General features: G+C 28.2%; 39 protein-coding genes. All 39 read right to left on the minus strand.

Annotated features, from left to right (window positions below; all coding sequences use genetic code 11):
• The coding region (locus tag C0982_RS06580) for an AAA family ATPase (protein ID WP_145994505.1) at positions 1–799 on the minus strand (799 nt) is incomplete at its 3' end.
• A gap of 28 nt (positions 800–827) precedes the next feature.
• Positions 828–1922 carry a hypothetical protein gene (locus tag C0982_RS06585; RefSeq protein ID WP_101773438.1) on the minus strand — a complete coding sequence of 365 codons (1095 nt, stop codon included), beginning with the start codon at positions 1920–1922 and terminating at the stop codon, positions 828–830.
• A 164-nt stretch (positions 1923–2086) separates the two neighbouring features.
• A complete protein-coding gene (locus C0982_RS06590) occupies positions 2087–2290 on the minus strand; it encodes a hypothetical protein (protein WP_101773439.1) in 204 nt (67 codons plus the stop codon).
• A gap of 17 nt (positions 2291–2307) precedes the next feature.
• Positions 2308–2976 (minus strand): hypothetical protein, encoded by a 669-nt coding sequence (locus C0982_RS06595; RefSeq protein ID WP_101773566.1) that lies wholly within the window; start codon positions 2974–2976, stop codon positions 2308–2310.
• Positions 2977–2994: 18 nt separating this feature from the next.
• Positions 2995–3402, minus strand: coding sequence for a hypothetical protein (locus C0982_RS06600; RefSeq protein WP_101773440.1), 408 nt, complete (start codon positions 3400–3402; stop codon positions 2995–2997).
• An 11-nt stretch (positions 3403–3413) separates the two neighbouring features.
• Positions 3414–4034, minus strand: a complete 621-nt coding sequence (locus C0982_RS06605) for a hypothetical protein (RefSeq protein ID WP_101773441.1) — start codon at positions 4032–4034, stop codon at positions 3414–3416.
• Positions 4012–4806, minus strand: coding sequence for a hypothetical protein (locus C0982_RS06610; RefSeq protein ID WP_101773442.1), 795 nt, complete (start codon positions 4804–4806; stop codon positions 4012–4014). Before C0982_RS06610 ends, C0982_RS06605 begins: the two co-directional genes overlap by 23 nt.
• Positions 4807–5226 carry a hypothetical protein gene (locus tag C0982_RS06615; RefSeq protein WP_101773443.1) on the minus strand — a complete coding sequence of 140 codons (420 nt, stop codon included), beginning with the start codon at positions 5224–5226 and terminating at the stop codon, positions 4807–4809.
• 13 nt (positions 5227–5239) lie between these two features.
• Positions 5240–5554 carry a hypothetical protein gene (locus tag C0982_RS06620; protein ID WP_101773444.1) on the minus strand — a complete coding sequence of 105 codons (315 nt, stop codon included), beginning with the start codon at positions 5552–5554 and terminating at the stop codon, positions 5240–5242.
• A gap of 106 nt (positions 5555–5660) precedes the next feature.
• On the minus strand, positions 5661–6305 hold the full coding sequence (locus C0982_RS06625) for an RNA ligase family protein (protein WP_101773445.1): 645 nt from the start codon (positions 6303–6305) through the stop codon (positions 5661–5663).
• 7 nt (positions 6306–6312) lie between these two features.
• Complete coding sequence (locus C0982_RS06630) at positions 6313–6903, minus strand: nucleoside 2-deoxyribosyltransferase domain-containing protein (RefSeq protein ID WP_101773446.1); 591 nt, start codon at positions 6901–6903, stop codon at positions 6313–6315.
• A gap of 3 nt (positions 6904–6906) precedes the next feature.
• Entirely contained in the window at positions 6907–7122 is a 216-nt protein-coding gene (locus C0982_RS06635) for a hypothetical protein (protein ID WP_101773447.1), read from the minus strand.
• Positions 7123–7132: 10 nt separating this feature from the next.
• Entirely contained in the window at positions 7133–7366 is a 234-nt protein-coding gene (locus tag C0982_RS06640) for a hypothetical protein (protein ID WP_101773448.1), read from the minus strand.
• A 203-nt stretch (positions 7367–7569) separates the two neighbouring features.
• Positions 7570–7938: a hypothetical protein gene (locus C0982_RS06650; RefSeq protein ID WP_101773450.1), complete on the minus strand. Its 369-nt coding sequence runs from the start codon at positions 7936–7938 to the stop codon at positions 7570–7572.
• 54 nt (positions 7939–7992) lie between these two features.
• The gene (locus C0982_RS06655) at positions 7993–8298 is read right to left on the minus strand and encodes a hypothetical protein (protein WP_101773451.1); all 306 of its coding nucleotides are present in this window, start codon (positions 8296–8298) and stop codon (positions 7993–7995) included.
• On the minus strand, positions 8291–8641 hold the full coding sequence (locus C0982_RS06660; RefSeq protein WP_101773452.1) for a hypothetical protein: 351 nt from the start codon (positions 8639–8641) through the stop codon (positions 8291–8293). Before C0982_RS06660 ends, C0982_RS06655 begins: the two co-directional genes overlap by 8 nt.
• Before the next feature lie 35 nt (positions 8642–8676).
• A complete protein-coding gene (locus C0982_RS06665; RefSeq protein ID WP_101773453.1) occupies positions 8677–9198 on the minus strand; it encodes a hypothetical protein in 522 nt (173 codons plus the stop codon).
• A 25-nt stretch (positions 9199–9223) separates the two neighbouring features.
• Positions 9224–9658: a hypothetical protein gene (locus C0982_RS06670; RefSeq protein ID WP_101773454.1), complete on the minus strand. Its 435-nt coding sequence runs from the start codon at positions 9656–9658 to the stop codon at positions 9224–9226.
• A 72-nt stretch (positions 9659–9730) separates the two neighbouring features.
• A complete protein-coding gene (locus C0982_RS06675; protein WP_101773455.1) occupies positions 9731–10216 on the minus strand; it encodes a hypothetical protein in 486 nt (161 codons plus the stop codon).
• Positions 10217–10227: 11 nt separating this feature from the next.
• Positions 10228–10464, minus strand: coding sequence for a DUF1653 domain-containing protein (locus C0982_RS06680; RefSeq protein WP_101773456.1), 237 nt, complete (start codon positions 10462–10464; stop codon positions 10228–10230).
• A 2-nt stretch (positions 10465–10466) separates the two neighbouring features.
• Positions 10467–11219 carry a hypothetical protein gene (locus C0982_RS06685; RefSeq protein WP_101773457.1) on the minus strand — a complete coding sequence of 251 codons (753 nt, stop codon included), beginning with the start codon at positions 11217–11219 and terminating at the stop codon, positions 10467–10469.
• 41 nt (positions 11220–11260) lie between these two features.
• Positions 11261–11893, minus strand: a complete 633-nt coding sequence (locus C0982_RS06690; RefSeq protein ID WP_101773458.1) for a hypothetical protein — start codon at positions 11891–11893, stop codon at positions 11261–11263.
• Positions 11894–11905: 12 nt separating this feature from the next.
• Positions 11906–12586, minus strand: a complete 681-nt coding sequence (locus C0982_RS06695) for a metallophosphoesterase (RefSeq protein ID WP_101773459.1) — start codon at positions 12584–12586, stop codon at positions 11906–11908.
• A 2-nt stretch (positions 12587–12588) separates the two neighbouring features.
• Positions 12589–13011: a hypothetical protein gene (locus C0982_RS06700; RefSeq protein WP_101773460.1), complete on the minus strand. Its 423-nt coding sequence runs from the start codon at positions 13009–13011 to the stop codon at positions 12589–12591.
• A 1-nt stretch (position 13012) separates the two neighbouring features.
• Positions 13013–13531, minus strand: coding sequence for a hypothetical protein (locus tag C0982_RS06705; protein WP_101773461.1), 519 nt, complete (start codon positions 13529–13531; stop codon positions 13013–13015).
• Between the two features lie 30 nt (positions 13532–13561).
• Complete coding sequence (locus C0982_RS06710; RefSeq protein WP_101773462.1) at positions 13562–14005, minus strand: hypothetical protein; 444 nt, start codon at positions 14003–14005, stop codon at positions 13562–13564.
• A gap of 37 nt (positions 14006–14042) precedes the next feature.
• Positions 14043–14444 (minus strand): hypothetical protein, encoded by a 402-nt coding sequence (locus C0982_RS06715; RefSeq protein WP_101773463.1) that lies wholly within the window; start codon positions 14442–14444, stop codon positions 14043–14045.
• Positions 14445–14537: 93 nt separating this feature from the next.
• Complete coding sequence (locus C0982_RS10540) at positions 14538–14705, minus strand: hypothetical protein (protein WP_180946899.1); 168 nt, start codon at positions 14703–14705, stop codon at positions 14538–14540.
• A gap of 22 nt (positions 14706–14727) precedes the next feature.
• Positions 14728–15102, minus strand: coding sequence for a hypothetical protein (locus C0982_RS06720; RefSeq protein ID WP_101773464.1), 375 nt, complete (start codon positions 15100–15102; stop codon positions 14728–14730).
• A complete protein-coding gene (locus C0982_RS06725) occupies positions 15102–15437 on the minus strand; it encodes a hypothetical protein (protein ID WP_101773465.1) in 336 nt (111 codons plus the stop codon). The genes C0982_RS06720 and C0982_RS06725 overlap by 1 nt, the downstream gene beginning before the upstream one ends.
• The gene (locus C0982_RS06730; RefSeq protein ID WP_101773466.1) at positions 15434–15784 is read right to left on the minus strand and encodes a hypothetical protein; all 351 of its coding nucleotides are present in this window, start codon (positions 15782–15784) and stop codon (positions 15434–15436) included. Before C0982_RS06730 ends, C0982_RS06725 begins: the two co-directional genes overlap by 4 nt.
• A gap of 59 nt (positions 15785–15843) precedes the next feature.
• Positions 15844–16002, minus strand: coding sequence for a hypothetical protein (locus tag C0982_RS10545; RefSeq protein ID WP_180946900.1), 159 nt, complete (start codon positions 16000–16002; stop codon positions 15844–15846).
• A 29-nt stretch (positions 16003–16031) separates the two neighbouring features.
• Positions 16032–16445 carry a hypothetical protein gene (locus tag C0982_RS06735; RefSeq protein ID WP_101773467.1) on the minus strand — a complete coding sequence of 138 codons (414 nt, stop codon included), beginning with the start codon at positions 16443–16445 and terminating at the stop codon, positions 16032–16034.
• Positions 16442–16645 (minus strand): hypothetical protein, encoded by a 204-nt coding sequence (locus C0982_RS06740; protein ID WP_101773468.1) that lies wholly within the window; start codon positions 16643–16645, stop codon positions 16442–16444. The genes C0982_RS06735 and C0982_RS06740 overlap by 4 nt, the downstream gene beginning before the upstream one ends.
• A gap of 12 nt (positions 16646–16657) precedes the next feature.
• Entirely contained in the window at positions 16658–17293 is a 636-nt protein-coding gene (locus tag C0982_RS06745) for a hypothetical protein (protein ID WP_101773469.1), read from the minus strand.
• 27 nt (positions 17294–17320) lie between these two features.
• The gene (locus C0982_RS06750) at positions 17321–17539 is read right to left on the minus strand and encodes a hypothetical protein (protein ID WP_101773470.1); all 219 of its coding nucleotides are present in this window, start codon (positions 17537–17539) and stop codon (positions 17321–17323) included.
• 54 nt (positions 17540–17593) lie between these two features.
• Positions 17594–18058: a hypothetical protein gene (locus C0982_RS06755; protein ID WP_101773471.1), complete on the minus strand. Its 465-nt coding sequence runs from the start codon at positions 18056–18058 to the stop codon at positions 17594–17596.
• 63 nt (positions 18059–18121) lie between these two features.
• The gene (locus C0982_RS06760) at positions 18122–18634 is read right to left on the minus strand and encodes a hypothetical protein (RefSeq protein WP_145994506.1); all 513 of its coding nucleotides are present in this window, start codon (positions 18632–18634) and stop codon (positions 18122–18124) included.
• 37 nt (positions 18635–18671) lie between these two features.
• Entirely contained in the window at positions 18672–19172 is a 501-nt protein-coding gene (locus C0982_RS06765; RefSeq protein WP_101773473.1) for a hypothetical protein, read from the minus strand.
• Between the last annotated feature and the right edge of the window lie 7 nt (positions 19173–19179).

Here is a 19179-nt window from a genome sequence, read left to right on the forward strand (position 1 = left end):
CTCTCATGCCTTTTTCTATTATCCCAATGAATTCAGAGACACTTTTTCTTCCATCATAAATCATATATTCAGGTATTGAATCTTCAATAAACCTGCAACCTGCATCAACTCTAGTATTTCCTCTAAAATAAAGTTTTCTGGCATCCTGTGTCGCAACACCATCTTGTATGTCTCTATCTATAACACCCGTTAAAACACAATCAAAAATGTCTGAGAATACAGATTCATAGTTCCCCTGCAAGTTTGAGGTTAATATCTGATATCCTTCTGTCCCCTCATTTCCTTTATCTATTACGGTTTTTAGTTTAGTATGTCCAATGACCATTATTCCTATTCCCATTCTATGTATATCGAAGAATAGCTTTTTAATGAGAGAACAGGCTTCTGCTTGTCCTCGCCCAAATCCCCCATATGCTTCATTTATGCTAGAACAAGGTTTTCTACTTTTTCTTTCCCAAGATTCGCAAACTTCTTTTTCCACTATAGGTATAAGTTCATCTACTGTATCTAAACATATCATTTTAACCTTTTTAGCATCTTCGTCCTCAGAAGTTAGCCAATCCATTAATTCTTTCAAGTCATTCCATTCTTGTATGTGAGATGAAAATAGGTTGTTTTGTAGACTATCCCCACTTTCCACTCCTGTTCCTAGATATAAAAATTCTCCTGGATTAGGAGCAACACTCTTCCCAACTCTTATACAAAGGTCTGTTTTTCCCCACTTTTTAACACCTCTGATATAAATTCTTAATTGTGTTATGTCAACTGCAACTTTCTTAATACTTGGTTTAAACGCCATTTAATTCCCCCTTTTTTATTTTAATTTATTAAAATGGTGTATCTTCACCGAAAATATCACGATCATCAAGTTCTGTTAGGTTAGAAGAATCGCTTTTAATTTCCTCTAAAGTAACTTCTTTCGCCCCCGTTATATCTTCTAATGTAAATACCATTTCTTTCGCACCTTCAGAGTAACCTCTTATATTACTTACGAATTTATACTTTTTAACAAACTCCCCTTTACCAATTCCTTTTTCTTTTTTTAATGCATCAAAAGTTGTAAAACCTATATCTATCAACTCTCTGTCTTGTTTACTTAGCATATCTTCGGTAAATTCAACTTCTGGAGACCCATTTATAACTTCAACATTCAACCCAACTAAACCAAGATTGTTTGTCTTTGGTGTGTACTTATCTTTTAATATTTCAAATACTCTATCTGGATTATCACCTAATTCTATCTCAACTGATACATCGCTTGCTTCATACAAATCCTGTCCATTTGGATCTTTTTCTCTTTTTTTAGTTAATGCTTTTCCTGATAAAATTCCTACATTATCTAACTTAAAGAACGAATCTTTTTCTGTATACATTTTTATGCTTGCAAAAGAAGATTCCCTCGGAGGTGTTCCATCCTCATTCATTGGTAGTACTTCTATTTTTTTGAAATTATAATTAGCATATGTTTTTTTGATTCCATCTTTAACATAATTGTTGTAATCTATAGAACCATTTATCTTAACAATATCATTGTTAGTTATAATCCCATCCTGTATTGCCTTGTAAAGGTCTATCATAAAATCGTATTCAGAAACATATCTTTGTTCATTTTCCCTTGTAGACAGCTTGCAATGAAGATGACTTAGCTTATCAACTTCTATTTCTTTTCTTTTTGAGAAAGCAATCTTTCTAGCCTCTTTTTCCTTGTCTACGAAATAAAATACATCCCTTGATTCATCTAACGGTTTGAAGAAAACTTTTTCTAAATTATGAATGTTATATCCACTTTTTAAAGAAAGTTTCATTTTGATCATTTCGCTTTTTGCTGTTTTCTTTTTTTCGACACTAACTTTATTAGTTAAGATTCTTCCAGTGAACACAAAAGTATTAAAGCTGTCAAAACTTGTTTTTTTATCTTCCATTCAATTCTCCTTTTTGTTATTCTATAATAACATAATTTTTTTGTTAAGTTCCAAGATGGACGCAAATATAGATAGTTGTTTTGTTACTATATGTACATTATATCATAATTGTAATGTTATGTCAATGAATTTAGTTGAAAATGTATAATAAAATTCAACTTTCATTATTGCTTTTTCATTTTCATTTTCTTTAAACCCACATCGAAAGCTCTGTCAATTATAATATCTCTCTTTTCTTTGTTTATTTCTCCTGTATGTTTTTCAAGTTCTACTAAGAAACCTGTGGTTTGTGCGACCATCATGTACCAGCTTGAAATTAACAAGATTATTGTTATTATATTTAAAATTATTAATAATGTTAAAGCCATTATCTCACCACCTTCCGTTAATTTCCCACAATCAATTCGTTCGCATATGGCAATGCTCTTATTTCATCCAACAATACACCCCATTCTTTGTCTAATCTGTGGTTCTTTCTTTGATGATAAATGTTTCTAAGTTCTTGATAATTTGTCACTATTGTTCTGGTCTGTAAAAATGATTCTGGTAACAGTTGTTTCGCCGCCCTTAGATATTTTGCATCTTTATTGTTTTCAAAATATTCCTGTTTTGCCATATTGATATCATGTGTTACATCTTTTAATGTATCCTTAATGTCCACATATGAACCATCTAAAAAATAATCTTCAATATAGAAATCATCTAAAGTTATATCTTTATCTTTCTGAAATAATTTATGCATAGTTGAGCAGCTATTCTTTTCAACAAATTTATATGTATCAAATTCACTCCACCAATAGCGTGGCATTGTTATGTCCATCCACACTGTTATAAATCTAAGGAATTTACAGTGTTCTGTCCCTGCTTTAATTAATTGCTGGGCTAACCTTAGATTATCTTCTCCAAAACTAAAATTATAACCTATGATATTCCTACTATCTACATCATATACTGGGTCAAGAGTGCTATCGTCTTTTCTCCAAGAGTTCATCGGATTACGCATACCTTTTATAGCCGGTTCAAATCCAGCCACTTCTAATGTTTCAGCTTTCATATTATTGTATTGTATCATTTATAATTTCCCTTCCTCTAACAACTTTGTCTTTTCTTCGTCTATATCTTCCTCATGTATAAAACAAATCATTGTTTCCTTTGTCTTTTCATTAACTTCAAAAAAAGAATACATTTCACATCCAGAAATAGATAACTTATAAGGTCTTATAATCTTGCCATTTTTTAGAACAACTTTTTCTACATCAGTATATTTGTGATTATACTCTGCTTTTACATTAATTTTCCCATTAATAAGCATTTTATCTTCTAATTGAACTTCTATTGCAGGGACTAATACTCCTAAGCTCCTAGCAAGTCTTGTCCTTTTAAACATAAATACTCCCTTATAACCATCTATACCAAATATCTTTCCATCTTCTACTTCACTGTTATTCTTAATTACCTCTATCTCTTTTTCTGTATACATCTTATACCTCCCTAATCTATTGTTCCTACAAAGCGTCCATCCTCTTGTTCTAAAAGCCAAATATCACTATTTTGTACCACTTTCAATTTTTCAATTAATTGATTTGTTTCTGCAATAGTCTTTAAATCATATAAGTCTATATCCAATTTTTCAGAAGAAAATGAATCATCAAAAGTATGTCCTATGTCGTCAAAGAACATATCGCCAATATCTATAAGTTGATCTTTCACATATATATCGGTTGAAGCCTCACTCCAGTAATCCGACTCTTCCATATCAGCTTTACTTATTGATAACAAACCTTGATTCCTATTTACACATTCTGTGTTTAAATATTTCTTGTCAATTTCTGGATACAACTCCATTAGTTTATCAATATCAGATTGTTTGTCTGTGAGGCCTCCATGGACTATTCTCTTGGAATTTTTAAAATTTGACTTCTCTTTTTTATTATTATGTAGATAATCCAAAGTATCGAGTATAATATCTTGACTACCATCTAAATACTTTAGTAATTTTATGCTCTCTATTATGCCTGGGATAGTAAACCCTTCCCAGTGATAATAAATATTACCCATTCTCTTTTTATCTTCTTTATTTTCATATATATTAATTACTAATCTCTGTCCCATTCTTATTCTCCTTAACCCATAAATTTAATTCTACTTCTTTGTTATTAGGAAACCAATTTTGCCATGGGTCTCTAACAGAAACATTATCATAGTCATAGTAATCTTTACTTTTTTCTTTTAAAGGTGTTAAAATTAGAGGATGTTTAGCTAAACATACAGTTTTATATCTGTGATCATTTAGAAGTAACTTTTTAATCTCTTTTATTTTATCTATCTCAACACCATAACTATATAGTACTCTTGTTATATTTTGATTTTCTCTTTTCATTTCTAGTAATTTTTCGTTAGACTCTAAAACTTCTTTTATAATTTCAGTTTGTTCATATCCCTTTAATGTTTTAATCATATACAGTGTATCTAGTTCCGAAGCTTTAGTAATACTGTTTGATAATCTTACCTCGTCACCTTCAATAATTTCGACATCCAATGTTTCATTATGAAAAACATCAATTGAAATACTTCTATATATCTCTTCTTTATCATTATATGAACAGTCTAAATATGTAGGAACATCCCTTTTTATATTTTCATTAAATATTTTTATGGTTTCATTTTTAGAGAGTTTCCCTCTAAGGTATTTAATCATTAATCCATGTAGTGCATGAATATCTATTAATGAATTTTTATAAATAAATCTCCCATAATCATCATGTTCTCTTAATATCAATGGGTTTTGCAAACTTAATATTTTTGCAAAGTTTTTATCTAGTGGCATTTTACAACTTTTCTTTAATTGTCTTCCGTTTGTTAGCAAAAAATTAAAACATCCCATTTAAATTGTCTCATCTATATTTATCTTAATTTCTTTTTTCCAATCCAACATTTCCTTTGGATCCATCTTGTAACATTCAAATTTTATTTTTGTTATCTCTTCTATTTTCTCAATATTCTCTTTTATTCTTTCGATATTCAAGAAATCTTCTAACTCATATTCCTTTATATGATTTTCTATATAAGAAATATAATCTTCTTTATTTTCCACTTCTAGCTTTAATATTTCTGAAATCAGAACATCACATTCATTTTTTAAGTGCTGAAGATTAAAAATATATTCTGGCAGCCTATCAAATAATAATGCTTGTTCTTTTTCTTCTGCATACGTCCATTCTTTTTTGAACGTTAAATTCATATTTGACATAATTTCACATCTTTCATCTCTTATTGCTTCAATTATTGTTTGTCTTAAATTCATATATTCTCCTTTATTATTTATTTTGATTTTCAATCATATGATTCATAATCTTGCATCTCAAATCTAAAGGAAACTCTTTTAGATTAATAGTTGTTGTAAGGTTATGTTTTTTATCAAACTCCATCATACCTTCTGCTAATTTAAATGCCAATGTATTCTCTCTCACTTCAATTTCATCGACTCTATTATTGGCATGGTAACACTTTTCGCCTAAACTAGCTATCTTTTCCAATAATAACTGGATTTCAAGTCTTCTAAACTTATCGTCCCCAGATATTTCAAATTCTTCGTTTTCTATATCTTCTTGTACATCTCTTGTTAAACCCATATATTCTCCTTTATTTTATTAATTATTTTGCTTTTTACTTGTTTTATTAAGTTTATATCGAATTAAATTTTATTTATTTAAGTGTACTCACAATAAAACATCTCTTTTATTGCACTATATGTTCACTCATTTTTCCACCTTTAAATCGAACATATTTTTTTATTTCATTTCCATTTCTTATCACAAATCCTTCCACGTGTCTATCCTTAGTCTTTATATATTCGCTGTATATTTCGTCTAATTCTGATAAACATGGATAATTTTCTAATTGTGCTACAATAGGAACAACTTCCATAAAGTTTGGTATCTCTTGATTTATAAAAACATATTTGATTAAGCCTAAATCATAATTTAATTTCGAAATCTCATATTCTTCATTTATATTTGCTTTTGCAAAAGGATTAAATCTACAGAATTCTTTTCCATATTTAATTCTTCCCATGGCTATCCATTCTCCAAATACGCAACTCTTTTCATTTATATTATTTCTAAGTTCTTCACCATGTTCTTGCAACCATTCATAAAGACCTTTGTATAATTCTTTATATAAATCTTCGTGTTGTTCCAATCTATCTATGTTATAAATTCTATTTCTTGTAGCAATATGTAATTCTCCATCTAATTTGAAAAACCCTAAGTTAGAACCATCTAATTTTTCTGTTAGAACTATTCCTTTACTTGTTCCTACTCTTTGTGTTTTTGGGTATAAGGACTTCTTTACCCAACCTTTATCTTTTATGTCTTCTCTCATTGTTCCCCTATACTTTCTCTATATCTTCTTTAAATACAAGCATTGCACCATATGTACTTTTAAATTCAATTGTGTAACATTCTGTGTTCATCTCAATATAAGCTTTTGTGATAACTGCTGTCTCACCATATTCACGAATCTTTTCATTGATTAATTTTACTTTATCACCTTTTTTGAATTTCATTCTGTTAATTATTCGATTAATTCTTTCGTTTTCAATTTCCAAATATTCAGCTACTTCTTCTAAACTTTTAAAGTATCTTCCACCATTTCTGTTAACCATTTCTCCCACTTGATTTAATGATCTGTATTTCCCTTTAGTCCAACCATTACCAGTGTTGCCTAATAGGCAAAAAATTGTTTTCTCAGGTTTTTTGTTACTATCATCTATAACTTCTGCTATAGAATAAACACCTGTCATTTCTGGTGTGATTACATACAAACAAAAATCACAAATTTCTCTTTGTTCCCTCTCTTCTTCCATACACTCCTCTGTCCAGTCACCTACAACTGGATTAAAGTAATTAATTGTAAGCATTGGCATTAAATCATCTCTCCATGTACTATTATTGCAAGTACCACCTAAGAATACTTTCATATATTACTCCTTTGTCTTATTATTAAAATATATATTCTTTTTAGTCTTTTCTATAAATTCCTCTGATTTTTTAATATTTTTCTCAAAATCTTCATTAAAAATCTTTTTATTATCTTTTTTAAAATCTTTGATTGCCCATATCATTATTCCAACCATAATTATAAATACTATAAATTGAAAGACTATCCACATTAATGCCACTATCCCTAATTGTTCCATTTATTTCTCCTTACATAAATTTATTTGTTATTAAATTCATTACTTCTGGTAATAGTTGCTCATCTATTGACTCTTCTTGGAATAGGCTTTGTAATGTATACTTAAATCGTTTACCACATTCTATTAAATTTTCTTCACTTAGATAAACTTCTTTTCGTAAACTTTCAGTTTTCGTTGTGGCTATTTTGTAAACATTATATTTTCTTCCACCAATTCTTATCTCAGTTATTTTGACATTTTCCATTTACTTCTCCCTAGATTTCTCAAGTTCTTTTTTTATACTTTTCTCTAATTTACTATAATTATCATCTATACATTCCCCTAACATCTTTATACGTTTGTCTAAACATTCAAGCATGATACCAACACTATATCTAAGTATTAAAATAGATATTATTTGGGTCGTTAAGACAAAGATAAATATTGATAATTTTATAAACACTTCCATTAAGAACTCACTCCAAATTCTCCAATTTTGTCATTTACTCTAATTAAACAGGGTTCTTCCATTGTATTCTGAATTAATATTGAAACTTCTTCATATGGATAAATATTTAAGTTGGATATTTTAATTGGACTAACCGAACATCCTTTAAGCTTAGAACTCACCCAGTGCCCTTCTCCAAAATCTAATATATGTCCTGTTCCACATATTATCGCTTCTAGTGGCTTTAGAATATAATGGTTATCTTTTAAATCAACTATCCTCCCTTTTTTATTTATAATTTTAAATTTTTTTACAAATAAGTCATTCCAACTCTCTGTTTCTTTTTCTTTTTTTGGAAATGTTGCTATATCTTTTATTTTTTTTATCATAATTTACCTCTTTCTATTTATTATTCTATTCTTCTACTCAATAAAAGAGTGATTTTAACCAACTTCTACTTCTTGCCAAAAGGACATTTTAGCAGCCCCTTCAATTAATTCGTCTAACTCTTTTATTTTTTCTTCCGTTTCTTCACAAAAATAATCTGCTAAAACATATAATTTTAAAACATCTGTAGCAAGAGAAAAACTTCTACCCGATAGTCTTGGATTTGGTGCTGTTCTTATCATCTCTTTTACTGCTTCTCTATCTATTACACCATTTTTTATTTTTCCGTCATCTTTCAGTTTTAATAAAATCTGAGCCACTCTATAATCTGGATTAGTCATTATTACTATGTTTTTATCCATTGATCTTTCCCCTCAATAATTCTTCAACTTTTCTAATTTCTTCTAAATACTGACTCTTTAATTTATCTAAATATTCTTCTTTTGTGTAAATAGAAAGTCTATACTCTATGGGTTCATCCCAATCACCATCAGACTCTAATGTAATGGTATTTATATTACCTTTAATGAACTCGAATATCTCCCCTTTTTCTTCTAGCGCCTCATTTTCATCTATGTTGATCCAATCACATATCACTTCTCTTCTGTTATCTTCACAATCACTTATTTTCTCTTTACCATAATTCTCTTCAAAGCTCCCGCCTCTATATTTATTTTCAATCACCAATATTTTTTTGTTCTTCATATCATTCTCCTTATCACAATCACTTAATGAGTTTATTAGATGGAAAAAGACGCTATTATTATAATTATTGTTATATATATCAACCATAGTAGGGATTTTTGAGCCTTGTTATATTCATTGTTTTTATCACTATTAACCTTACCATTATATTTTATGCATTCTAGCATGTTCTCCATATCTACCTTATACATTTTTTTCACTAACTCAAGGTTTTCTTCTCCATGTATTTTTTCTAATTCTTTATATTTTTCATAAACTCCCTTTGTTTGAATTTGTATATATTTTTCTCCTTTTAAGAATTTGTGTGTTTTGAAAATATAGTTTAAAAAAAATATTAAAAACAAAGTAATCACTATTGAATGTAATGGCAACTGATAAATATCAATTATTATATTAAGTCCTCCAAATCTTTGTATTATATTTTCAATAATGAAATTAATAATTATTGAAATACCTAAAAGAATGATAATATGACTTTGTTTCTTTTTTATCAAGTCATTTCTTTTTTCTTCTTCTTTTTTATAAAATTTTTCAATTAAATTATGCAATTCATTCATATATTAATCTCCCACTCCTATATTTCTACTCCTTTTCACAAATATCATATATTTTTATACTATCTAAGACTAAAGGTATAGTGGCTGCGTAGCCATACAAAAGACCGACATAGTAATATGTACTTGTATATTTAATAGATATAAAACTTATTAATATTGCTACTATGGAACTTACAAAAAATAACCTTATCCAGTAAAATCTTTTATAATATTCTTTCAAATAGTCATTTCTTTTTAACCTTGCAACTCTTGGTTTATCTGAATTGCATTTGAGTCTATCCTCATTTTTGTTTAAAGTCCAAAGTCCAAATATATATGCTATTATTAATACGATTCTTTCAAATGTTTCTATATTTCTAAACTCATCTTCTCTGAAATATGCAAGAACCATAAATAATAATGAACCAATTATAAAAGGGTGATATATCCTAATCTTTCTCTTAAACTCTTTTATGTTCACTATTTGTAACCAACTCCTTATTCCACTTTATTTTTTCTTTATTTTTTTACCTCAATAAAATATTGTTTTTAACTAAATTAATAAATACACTGTCATAAATATAGCCGCACCTATCAACAATAGCAATGCTTCTTGCACTTCATTGTATTTGTTATTTTTCATATCATTTATCTTAGCGTTACACTCTATACACTCCAGCATATCATTTATATTTGTTTCACACATATCTTTTGTTGTCTTGACTATATCTAGCTCATTGTACTTTTCTAATTCCTTATAATATCTATTATAGTCGCCACTGTTTATTTGCTTGTATGGATTCTTTCCCATAAAATCTACTGCGTTAAATCCATAGTTCAAAAAAAATGCGAGTTGTATTATCCCAAACAAAAAAACATTGTTACTATATTTAGAAATAATTTCTTTGAAGAAAATATAAGAAAGCACTGTCACTACCAACAAGATAATAATATTAATCTGCTTGTTTTTAATTAACTCTTTTCTCTTTTCATCCTCCTCAATATATAAATTATGGACTATTCTATACAATTCGTTCATTTTATGCTCCCTTACTCATCTATTAACTCAAATCTATATTTTTGTTCTGAATTAGGATATTTCTCTTTATCTACTTCTGACACAAACATATCGTATGGTCTTACATACCAGCCATAATCACCGTATAAGGCTTGATATACTACAAGTGTTTCACCGGTTTCTGTATGTTCAGCTACTGTTAAAACCCTATATTCCTTGTTCTTAAAATGCTTGTAAATTCCACCTTGTTTTATTATTCTCTTAGTCATAATTACTCTCCTATTTTAGTATTTAATAACTTTTTAATTTCTGTTGGTTCTTTGTCTTCTGCTTTAATTTCTTCAAACAAATCACTCCTTACCTCATGTTTTTGATAAAGTTCATATACATATTTTCTCCACTTTCCCTTTTTATAAATAGGTTTTTCATAAAATAATTCTAATTTCCCATTTTTATCTCTTGCAATCCATTTCTCTTGATTCCTAAATACTATAAAGTTTTCTCTTGAATCAAGTAACTCCTGAAATCTTTCAATATTTTTAATCTTTAGCTCTTCCATAACGTTCATTAAATCGTCAGGGTTGGAGTTTTTAATTAAATCTGTCTTATACTCGTCTACTTTTGGATAATAAATCATTTCATCTTTATCTAGTATATAGTCAGTAAAGTTATACCTATAATTATATAGAAGCCCTGTAACCACTCTCAATTTATCTTCAACTACAACAATATCACCTATCATATACTTCGGACGTCTACATGGAATCACATCATTAATTACATCTTCTAATTTTACCCATGTTTTTTTCCAACTCCAACTCATGCTATTAATCTGGGAATACTCCAAAACTCCATCATTTAATCTGAAAGTAGAGTATATTTCATCATTGCTTATACGAAATGGTTCTTTGTTCTTTATTCCGTATAACAGTAATAATTCACTCTCACTCATATTTTTTATTTTCTCTTTTTCCAATCCTAATTTAATCTTCTCTATTTCGTAATCCCTTATTCCAAATCCCATAATTATTCTCCTATTTTAGTTTAAATGTTTCTTTATTCTCTTTACCATCTGTCTTGACTTACCATGTCGCAGGCATATGATATATAACTTAATATGCTTTCTTTTAAGGGAAAGTCTGCTCTATCATTATTAAGTAGACTTTCTATATCAAAACTATCCCAATCATCTTCAAATTTTAGAATAATGTCTCTAGATATTTTTTGGGTTTCAGCAATCGTACTTGTGCATAATCTATCCCAATTCTTAATAATAAATTCTTCCGAGAAGTCTTGTTTCTCTCCCAACTCGTACCAATCTATCTTATCTTCAAATTCATATATGAATTTTTCTCCCATGTTTTGTGTTCTAGACAGTAGTTTCCAATCTAGGATAGATTCGTATTTTCTCATGAATGGTTCAGTTAAATTTACAACTTCATATAAAGTTACTGTTTTCATTTCATCTTCCATTTTAGAAATGAGGCTTAAGAAAAGTTCTTCCGATATCTTAGATTTTATATATTTCAATTCACAACAGTTTACTTTATGAATATATTTTTTTATAAAATCATCTGATAAGTTTTGATGTTTAAAAGCTAAATTTATATCTAAATATTCAATATTCTCTTCTATGAAGTTTTCTTCCAATTCTTCTTCTTTCACTAATCTACACCAATCCACATATTTATTTTTCATTATTTATCTCTCCTAGTCCAATCTTATTATTTTTTTATATACACATACGTGTTTTTCGTCATATTCTAAATCTTTATGGTAGTGTCCAAAGAACCACTTATCATATTTAACATTTATTTTAATATCGTTGAAATAATCTAATAGGTAATTGTCATATGCTCTATTAAATATGCTATTCTCAAAGTCTTTAATAAAGCAATGAGTTAATATATAATCTACTTTATTGTTGCATTCACTAAGACTTTCTAGCCCATTGGTTAATTCCCTGTAATTAGGCAGCTCTTCTTTCCACCAAGATATATTTTCTTTCCTATACACCTTATCTATTGATTCAGCTCCACCCATACAGAAGAAACTCTTTCCTTCTATCTCAAAAATTTCTCCTCTCATAAGGTGTAACACATTATCTCTTATCTTATGTACTTTACCACCTTTAAATTTTGCTATTGGATATTGGTTGAGAAGATTGAAATTTTCGTGGTTTCCATCTATAAATAAAGTAGTAAATGGTTTGTTATTCAACCAATCTAACCAATAATTATCTGCTTTATTACCATTCCAAACTACACCAAAATCACCTAATACTATTAAAAGATCATTTTCATTTAACTTTTCCCTTGTTTTGTTTTTGGAATAAGAAAGCCTAGTTCCTATTCCTTCCCATCCATGTATATCCCCAGTTATATAAATCATTGTTAAATTCGTCTTTCTTTAATGACATCTGGTAATAATGTGTGAGATATAATTTTATCTACATTCATGTGTATTTCAATCTTATCATCTAAAACACTTACTTTATATTTATGTTTTTTTATTTCTTCTAAAACCCCAAAAGAATGTTTTTCCCAATCTGACTGATTCATAACTATTACTAAAGTATATTCTTCCTTATACGAGCCTTCTACTATATATTCAACTTCTACGGACTTTAAATCCCTTAAGACATCCTCTAATACATATTTATGGTATAAATATATTTGATGTTTAGCCATCTTTTCTTGCACATAATTTAATTCACTTTCTAAAAACGCTTTATTCATATGATTGTCTAAAAACATAAAAAATATTATTATAAATAATACAGTGAATGTTACTATTACTCCTGTTTCAAATGACATATTAATCCTCCTTTAAATGAGTCACACTATTCTCCAGTTGTTCTTTAAAAATAATTATATCTTCCGCTGTAAGTCTTGGTACATCTTCACTAACAGCTATTCTTAAAATATCTTGTAATCTATTATTTGCTTTTATGAATAAGTAGATATCATATCCAAGTAAAACAGTTAAGCAACTTATCATAGGGACAAAGCTTTGTTTCCAACCTATGAGATCAAGGAATAACTCAAACCCTACTATAACCAATATACATACTGAATAACTAAAGCTTTTATCTATACACTTCTTCCTCTTTTTGATTATGCCTGTCCCATTTAGTTTTACCATTATCCCTGTTTTAGATATTAATAGTAAACCTTTCATTAAATCTGCTGAAAACTTACACAAGCATAAACCACTTAGGCAAAAGAATATTAAATAATCATAATAATTCTCTCTACTTGGTTGTATTATTAGCGATAGTACAGTTGCCAACAATATACCTAAAAATATTTCCTTATTTTTCTTTATAAACTTCATATATTACCTTTCTTAATTAAAATAAATAATTTATTGTTCCTTTTTTGTCTCAGTCAATATTTCTAAAAATTCTAATATATCGGAAAGATGATTATCATGTTTTATAAACTCCATTTCTTCATGTAGTATTCTATAAAACTTTTCTTTACTTATAAAAGAATCCTCTAAACATCCTTCTGCATCTATTCCATTCATATAAATATTTGCAATCTCTTCTAGATTTTTCTTTAATATTCCTGTGTAAAATCCATTTCCATAATCCTCATGGACATCTATATCTTCTATAATTTCACAAATATCTCTTGAACTATATCTATATTCATACAAAATCCAATCATATCTCAATTTTACATTTTCTATTTTAAACAGTGTATCCAAAGTCCATTCATCATCTCTATATCTTGCATCAGCTATTATGTTGCCTATATCTTCTAGCCTACTCAACTCTATCAATTGTATTATTTCGTCTTCCATTACTTACTCCTTATCATTAAACTAATATTTATAAAACTTATTTGTGCATTTTATCTGTAATGTGTTTTAAATTTCGTGTATATCTTCTAAGGTTCTTTTTTTCACCCTCATATGTTGTTGTCATCCTATCTAAGCGTCCATCCAGAGTCCAAATAGTCAAAGAATAACAACTTGGAGCTACCGATATAAAGTCAATAATTGCACCGAATCTTTCTCTGTTTTTATCTGTCAAATCTCCTGTAATTTCAATTAGATATCCTTTGGTACTCATAGATATATTTATCATCTCTAGTTCGGCATCTGAATACTCATTTAAATGTATTTCAAAACCTCGAGTCTTATCTATATCAATACTTACTGTTTCCGACCTCCTTCTTCTTGCACTCCCAATATTCGTTGCCTCTTTATCAGCATCTATACATGTTACTCTTTTTATCATTTTACTCCTCCTTTTTTTTAACATACCCAAACCCTTGCAATACACCACTTTGTTGACGTCAACAAAATGGGTAATTTAAATAAAATGCTGTTTTTATTCATCATTCCATATTTCTTTCATCTTGTTCCCCTCTTTTTCCTTAACTGATAATAATTCAGTTTCTCCATTTTCTTTTATCCGAATTACTGTTTTGTATTTTTTATCTTTGTCTCCTATCATTGCTGTTAAAATAAGATCTTTCTTATCTTTTGCCTTTTTCATATTAATCCTTTTTTAATAAAAATTACATTTTATGTAATAATACTTTTTCCTTACCATCTTCAACTATCCAAACTGCTTTTAAAAATAAATCTTCAGATGTTATAACTATAGAATGCTTATTTGATAATAAAGATATTTTTTGACAAAGTTCATGAAATATATTATTCGCAACATCCTCGTCTTGTTCGTTATTTACCTTTATCCTTACATTCAATTCATCGCCTTTTTTGTTTTTCAGAAACCACCAAAAAGTATCGCCACGTCCTATGCAAGTTTCCATGTTGAAATCTCCTATATTTTCCATATCAATATTTTCAACATAAGTTCCTTTTTCTCCCATAATTCCATCTACTTCTTCTCCAGCTATTCTATCTATCCATGTTATTCTTTTAATCATTATTTTTTCTCCTTATATGTCACTAATTCATTTTCCATAATATTTATAAGTTCTTTTAATCTTGAAAATTTTCCATAACTATCTTTAATCGCTCTTCTTATTACTAAAGGAATAATATTCTCATTTACACCTATTTCTTCCAGTATTTGAATTGTATGACGATAGCCTGCATTGTTACTATATAATTCAACTAAACCATCTATATCATTTAAATCAACTATACTCCCAATACATCCACCACTATCTCCACAAGTTTCGCATTGTAATTCTTCCCAACTTAATTCTTCACTATCTGTAAAAATCTCTCCGGTACAAGCTTCATATATATAAATCATCTACTTCCCTTTCTTATACTTTTTAATTCATTACCTACAATCCTTATTGTTTTTTTTGCATCTGCTATTTCTTCATATTTATCCCATATACATCTATTCAATATCATAACTATGGTATTTTTAGACACACCTATATTTAATAATTGTTGAAAAGCATTATTGCCACCACCCACAAAACGATAATATAGAGATAACAAATCATCTATGTCATTCAAATCCCTTATTATTCCTATAGGTGTATGACTGTCCCCACAGCCATCACAATCTTTAACCTTCAACTCATCCCAATTTAATTCTTTTTCACTCGTTATAAGTTCGCCAGTGCATTTTTCATATACATAAATCATCTTCTATACCTCTTTTTTTACTAAATTTATCTCTTACACCTCTCAATATAATTGTCATTTTATTGTTTATTATTGAATATTCCGATATTCTTTATATATTTTTTTACATTTTCTCTTCTTATTTCTTTATTTAATCGTTTTTTTTGATTAACTAATATCAATTTTCTATATTTATCAGGTTCTTCTTCCATTAAATATAATAATTTCCAAAATTTCACATTTATATGTCCTTCTCATCTTAATGAAACTAAACTTTCATTGATTTTCTTATTTCTTCTATATCATATAAAAGAGTTCTTTCTATTCCATTCAATAAGATATTAAATTGATTTTTTGTAATATCTAAAAATTTGAAACAGTTAACAATTTTTGCCATAGAACAACGTTCTGTATAATACAACCTATCAAATATTAGTGTTAAATCATTCAAATTATTAACATCATCTATTTGAGCAATAGTATCTCTAGTTTCCTCTAAAGAAAGAGAAATTCTTTCCCAAAATGAATTATAGTTAACAAATCCTTTTTCTCCCGCACTTATTCTTTCCCCTATTTCTATTTCTGGAATTTCTTCTCTTAATATTTGTTCAAACTCTTCATTTGACATATTATCTAATATTTCTTCTATTCTCTCCACTTGCTCTTTCATTGTCTTTTTCATATATCTCTCATTTCCCACTCATCACATTCATTCGGGACTTCTATTTCATATTCAATTTCATCGAAGTCTAATTCTGTTAATTCTTTTGAAATCGTTTTCCCTAATAAATATAATCCTTCACTATCAAGTTCACCATAATCATCTTCATCAACTTCATAGTAACAAGTCATATTTTTATGTATTATTATTTCTCTGCTCATCTACTCTCTTTCTTAAATATTCTCTAATCTCACTATTTTTACTGGTTCACTATTATACCATTGGATAGACTCAAAAGAATTATCTTCTAAAGGTAATTCTTTCTCTAATCCTACACTTTCCCACTCTTCACAATTGCAAGAATCACCACAAGAGGTTTTAGCAGGTTCTTTTTCAAATAAGATTAATGCTTCATTCCTACCTTCTCGTTCATTTTTGGCTATCCAGTTGTATTCTTTATCGATATATTTCATTATCCTTAACTCATCATCGCTACATTTTTGAACTGTTTTAGTCGCTTCGTGGTCTATACAACTATTCCCGACCATTTTGTTATCGCCTACATAATACCAAATTTTATCAAGACAATCTTTAGTTATACTGTTGATGTAATATATTTTGTATCCATGTTTAATATTTCCACAAACAACCTTATCTCTAACTTTATACATTACCTTTCGTTCGTTTTCAATTGAATGATCTATATCTGTTAAGTTCAGGCTTTCACACTCCTCCCAGATTACACCCCTAAGTATAAATAATTCTCCATTAAATATATTGTATTTCTCATTACTTATTCTAAAAATTTGTCCTTCTTCTAAATCGTAATGTTCTTTAATTAATTCTAATATTCTTCCACTTAATTTCATAAGACCTCCTATTCCTTAATAAAATGACTATTTTAACTTGTTTTTATACTCACTTAAAAGATTATATCTTTTTATCGGATTAAATTCTTTATAGTTAAACCTATAATTTAAATATCCTCTAGCGTCCAAATTAAAATTCGGTTCAAAATCTTGAATCCTACTGCTAGGATACGTATATCCTGTTCTTTTATTCACTAATACCATATCGGCTGTATCAGAGCTAATTTTAAATGTTAGTAAGTTCATTAAATATCACTCCTTTTTAATATAATCATACTTTTATCATAAATACGCATTTTATTACATTGCGTACATACCATTACTTAAATCTTTTTTATGCTGTTCTATGAAATCATTAATTTCTTCAAATATTTTTTTATATGATTTATCGCAAACATTACCTTCGATTTTTATACATGGAGTCACAAAATTGATTTTAGACTCATTCTTATATGTCTGATATTGTTTGTAATATCCATTTTCTAATACTATTATCAAAACTTCATCATTAGAATTTATTATTTTGTTCATAATCCTATCAGATATTTTTCTTACATCTTCTATTGTAAAATCTTCCGTAACTTTGAATTTTATTTTTACTGAAATTATCTCCTGTATTGGATTACACATCTGAATATCCAAACATGGTTCAGTATATAATTGTGTTTTTAACTCTCCACCTGAAAAATCATATTTTTCTAAATCATTATGAAACCACAATGTACTTTCTTCTTTCAAACTCTTAATAACCATTTTTTTTATCATATATTCTCCTTTAATTCACCCTATTTTTATATTTTTCTTATATAGTATAATTATGTTTTTTTATTATCCATCTATTAGCAAAGGTTCGATACACCTTTTATAGTAGTCTGGTATATATTCTTTTGTTACATCTAATAAACAAGATGGTTCAACGTCTAAACCCAAGTCGAAGTCTTTAGACATCTGTAATATATATTTCTTATCTTCTTTGTCTTCTCTCATGTAGTCATTCAATTTCTCTATTTCATATTCTGTAATCAATCTATTTGTTTCTATGAAATACATTCGTTCTTTCATAAACATTGACACTTCTAAATCCTCGCCTATCCCTTTCGGGAAAATATCATCAAACATTTCTTTTATAACATCCCTAGGTTCATTCAACAAAGACCCTACTATATCAACCTTTACTTTTTCAATTTCCGTCAATCTGTTGTAATCTAAGTTTATCAAGTCGACACCGATTCTTTCTCCACAGTAACTTAATAATGAGTTTAAATTCTTCCTTAAAATTTCTTGATATTCAAACGCATGAACAACTTTTAAATTACCTATTGCATAATAATATTTTTTCATATTCAATAAAACCTTCCTTTTATTTAAAATACTTCTTTTATTTAATCCTTTCACTCCATTTAAACTTTTTTATATCATCATATCTAATTAATATAGATTCAGAGTAAACCGACTTTAACTTACCACCATACTTAATTTCCACAATTTCTGATTTTACGTTAAATGGTATCATAAACTCAAAAAATGGGTCATTCCCTAAGAAAGATTCTATGCTAAATACTTCATCTAAATCTATTTCCCATATACTCACTGATTCTTCTAAATCTTCTTCTAAATAAAACATTCCTCTAACAAAATAATATTTCATCTCTACATCTAATTCATCTCGGATAGCTCCATATATTTCAACTAAATCATCTGAACGACCCTTTATAAATACTACTCCATCTCTCTCCATTTCATCTTGAAATTCATTAAAATTATATGATAAATCTAGTCCGTTTAATCTTTTCTTCCACTTATTTAATACATTTATTTCTTCTGAACGTTTACGATGTTCATTCTTTATTTCTATTACATCCTCCAGCATCGTTTTCACTTACTTC

The organism is Peptostreptococcus faecalis (assembly GCF_900240845.1).
Classification (GTDB): Bacteria; Bacillota; Clostridia; order Peptostreptococcales; family Peptostreptococcaceae; genus Peptostreptococcus; species Peptostreptococcus faecalis.

Excerpts from the sequence above, each read along its gene's own strand:
- C0982_RS06585 (WP_101773438.1), bottom strand. The coding sequence starts at position 1,922 with ATGGAAGATAAAAAAACAAGTTTTGACAGCTTTAATACTTTTGTGTTC.
- C0982_RS06590 (WP_101773439.1), bottom strand. The coding sequence starts at position 2,290 with ATGGCTTTAACATTATTAATAATTTTAAATATAATAACAATAATCTTG.
- C0982_RS06595 (WP_101773566.1), bottom strand. The coding sequence starts at position 2,976 with ATGAAAGCTGAAACATTAGAAGTGGCTGGATTTGAACCGGCTATAAAA.
- C0982_RS06600 (WP_101773440.1), bottom strand. The coding sequence starts at position 3,402 with ATGTATACAGAAAAAGAGATAGAGGTAATTAAGAATAACAGTGAAGTA.
- C0982_RS06605 (WP_101773441.1), bottom strand. The coding sequence starts at position 4,034 with ATGGGACAGAGATTAGTAATTAATATATATGAAAATAAAGAAGATAAA.
- C0982_RS06610 (WP_101773442.1), bottom strand. The coding sequence starts at position 4,806 with ATGGGATGTTTTAATTTTTTGCTAACAAACGGAAGACAATTAAAGAAA.
- C0982_RS06615 (WP_101773443.1), bottom strand. The coding sequence starts at position 5,226 with ATGAATTTAAGACAAACAATAATTGAAGCAATAAGAGATGAAAGATGT.
- C0982_RS06620 (WP_101773444.1), bottom strand. The coding sequence starts at position 5,554 with ATGGGTTTAACAAGAGATGTACAAGAAGATATAGAAAACGAAGAATTT.
- C0982_RS06625 (WP_101773445.1), bottom strand. The coding sequence starts at position 6,305 with ATGAGAGAAGACATAAAAGATAAAGGTTGGGTAAAGAAGTCCTTATAC.
- C0982_RS06630 (WP_101773446.1), bottom strand. The coding sequence starts at position 6,903 with ATGAAAGTATTCTTAGGTGGTACTTGCAATAATAGTACATGGAGAGAT.
- C0982_RS06635 (WP_101773447.1), bottom strand. The coding sequence starts at position 7,122 with ATGGAACAATTAGGGATAGTGGCATTAATGTGGATAGTCTTTCAATTT.
- C0982_RS06640 (WP_101773448.1), bottom strand. The coding sequence starts at position 7,366 with ATGGAAAATGTCAAAATAACTGAGATAAGAATTGGTGGAAGAAAATAT.
- C0982_RS06650 (WP_101773450.1), bottom strand. The coding sequence starts at position 7,938 with ATGATAAAAAAAATAAAAGATATAGCAACATTTCCAAAAAAAGAAAAA.
- C0982_RS06655 (WP_101773451.1), bottom strand. The coding sequence starts at position 8,298 with ATGGATAAAAACATAGTAATAATGACTAATCCAGATTATAGAGTGGCT.
- C0982_RS06660 (WP_101773452.1), bottom strand. The coding sequence starts at position 8,641 with ATGAAGAACAAAAAAATATTGGTGATTGAAAATAAATATAGAGGCGGG.
- C0982_RS06665 (WP_101773453.1), bottom strand. The coding sequence starts at position 9,198 with ATGAATGAATTGCATAATTTAATTGAAAAATTTTATAAAAAAGAAGAA.
- C0982_RS06675 (WP_101773455.1), bottom strand. The coding sequence starts at position 10,216 with ATGAACGAATTGTATAGAATAGTCCATAATTTATATATTGAGGAGGAT.
- C0982_RS06680 (WP_101773456.1), bottom strand. The coding sequence starts at position 10,464 with ATGACTAAGAGAATAATAAAACAAGGTGGAATTTACAAGCATTTTAAG.
- C0982_RS06685 (WP_101773457.1), bottom strand. The coding sequence starts at position 11,219 with ATGGGATTTGGAATAAGGGATTACGAAATAGAGAAGATTAAATTAGGA.
- C0982_RS06690 (WP_101773458.1), bottom strand. The coding sequence starts at position 11,893 with ATGAAAAATAAATATGTGGATTGGTGTAGATTAGTGAAAGAAGAAGAA.
- C0982_RS06695 (WP_101773459.1), bottom strand. The coding sequence starts at position 12,586 with ATGATTTATATAACTGGGGATATACATGGATGGGAAGGAATAGGAACT.
- C0982_RS06700 (WP_101773460.1), bottom strand. The coding sequence starts at position 13,011 with ATGTCATTTGAAACAGGAGTAATAGTAACATTCACTGTATTATTTATA.
- C0982_RS06705 (WP_101773461.1), bottom strand. The coding sequence starts at position 13,531 with ATGAAGTTTATAAAGAAAAATAAGGAAATATTTTTAGGTATATTGTTG.
- C0982_RS06710 (WP_101773462.1), bottom strand. The coding sequence starts at position 14,005 with ATGGAAGACGAAATAATACAATTGATAGAGTTGAGTAGGCTAGAAGAT.
- C0982_RS06715 (WP_101773463.1), bottom strand. The coding sequence starts at position 14,444 with ATGATAAAAAGAGTAACATGTATAGATGCTGATAAAGAGGCAACGAAT.
- C0982_RS10540 (WP_180946899.1), bottom strand. The coding sequence starts at position 14,705 with ATGAAAAAGGCAAAAGATAAGAAAGATCTTATTTTAACAGCAATGATA.
- C0982_RS06720 (WP_101773464.1), bottom strand. The coding sequence starts at position 15,102 with ATGATTAAAAGAATAACATGGATAGATAGAATAGCTGGAGAAGAAGTA.
- C0982_RS06725 (WP_101773465.1), bottom strand. The coding sequence starts at position 15,437 with ATGATTTATATATATGAAGCTTGTACCGGAGAGATTTTTACAGATAGT.
- C0982_RS06730 (WP_101773466.1), bottom strand. The coding sequence starts at position 15,784 with ATGATTTATGTATATGAAAAATGCACTGGCGAACTTATAACGAGTGAA.
- C0982_RS06735 (WP_101773467.1), bottom strand. The coding sequence starts at position 16,445 with ATGAAAAAGACAATGAAAGAGCAAGTGGAGAGAATAGAAGAAATATTA.
- C0982_RS06740 (WP_101773468.1), bottom strand. The coding sequence starts at position 16,645 with ATGAGCAGAGAAATAATAATACATAAAAATATGACTTGTTACTATGAA.
- C0982_RS06745 (WP_101773469.1), bottom strand. The coding sequence starts at position 17,293 with ATGAAATTAAGTGGAAGAATATTAGAATTAATTAAAGAACATTACGAT.
- C0982_RS06750 (WP_101773470.1), bottom strand. The coding sequence starts at position 17,539 with ATGAACTTACTAACATTTAAAATTAGCTCTGATACAGCCGATATGGTA.
- C0982_RS06755 (WP_101773471.1), bottom strand. The coding sequence starts at position 18,058 with ATGATAAAAAAAATGGTTATTAAGAGTTTGAAAGAAGAAAGTACATTG.
- C0982_RS06760 (WP_145994506.1), bottom strand. The coding sequence starts at position 18,634 with ATGAAAAAATATTATTATGCAATAGGTAATTTAAAAGTTGTTCATGCG.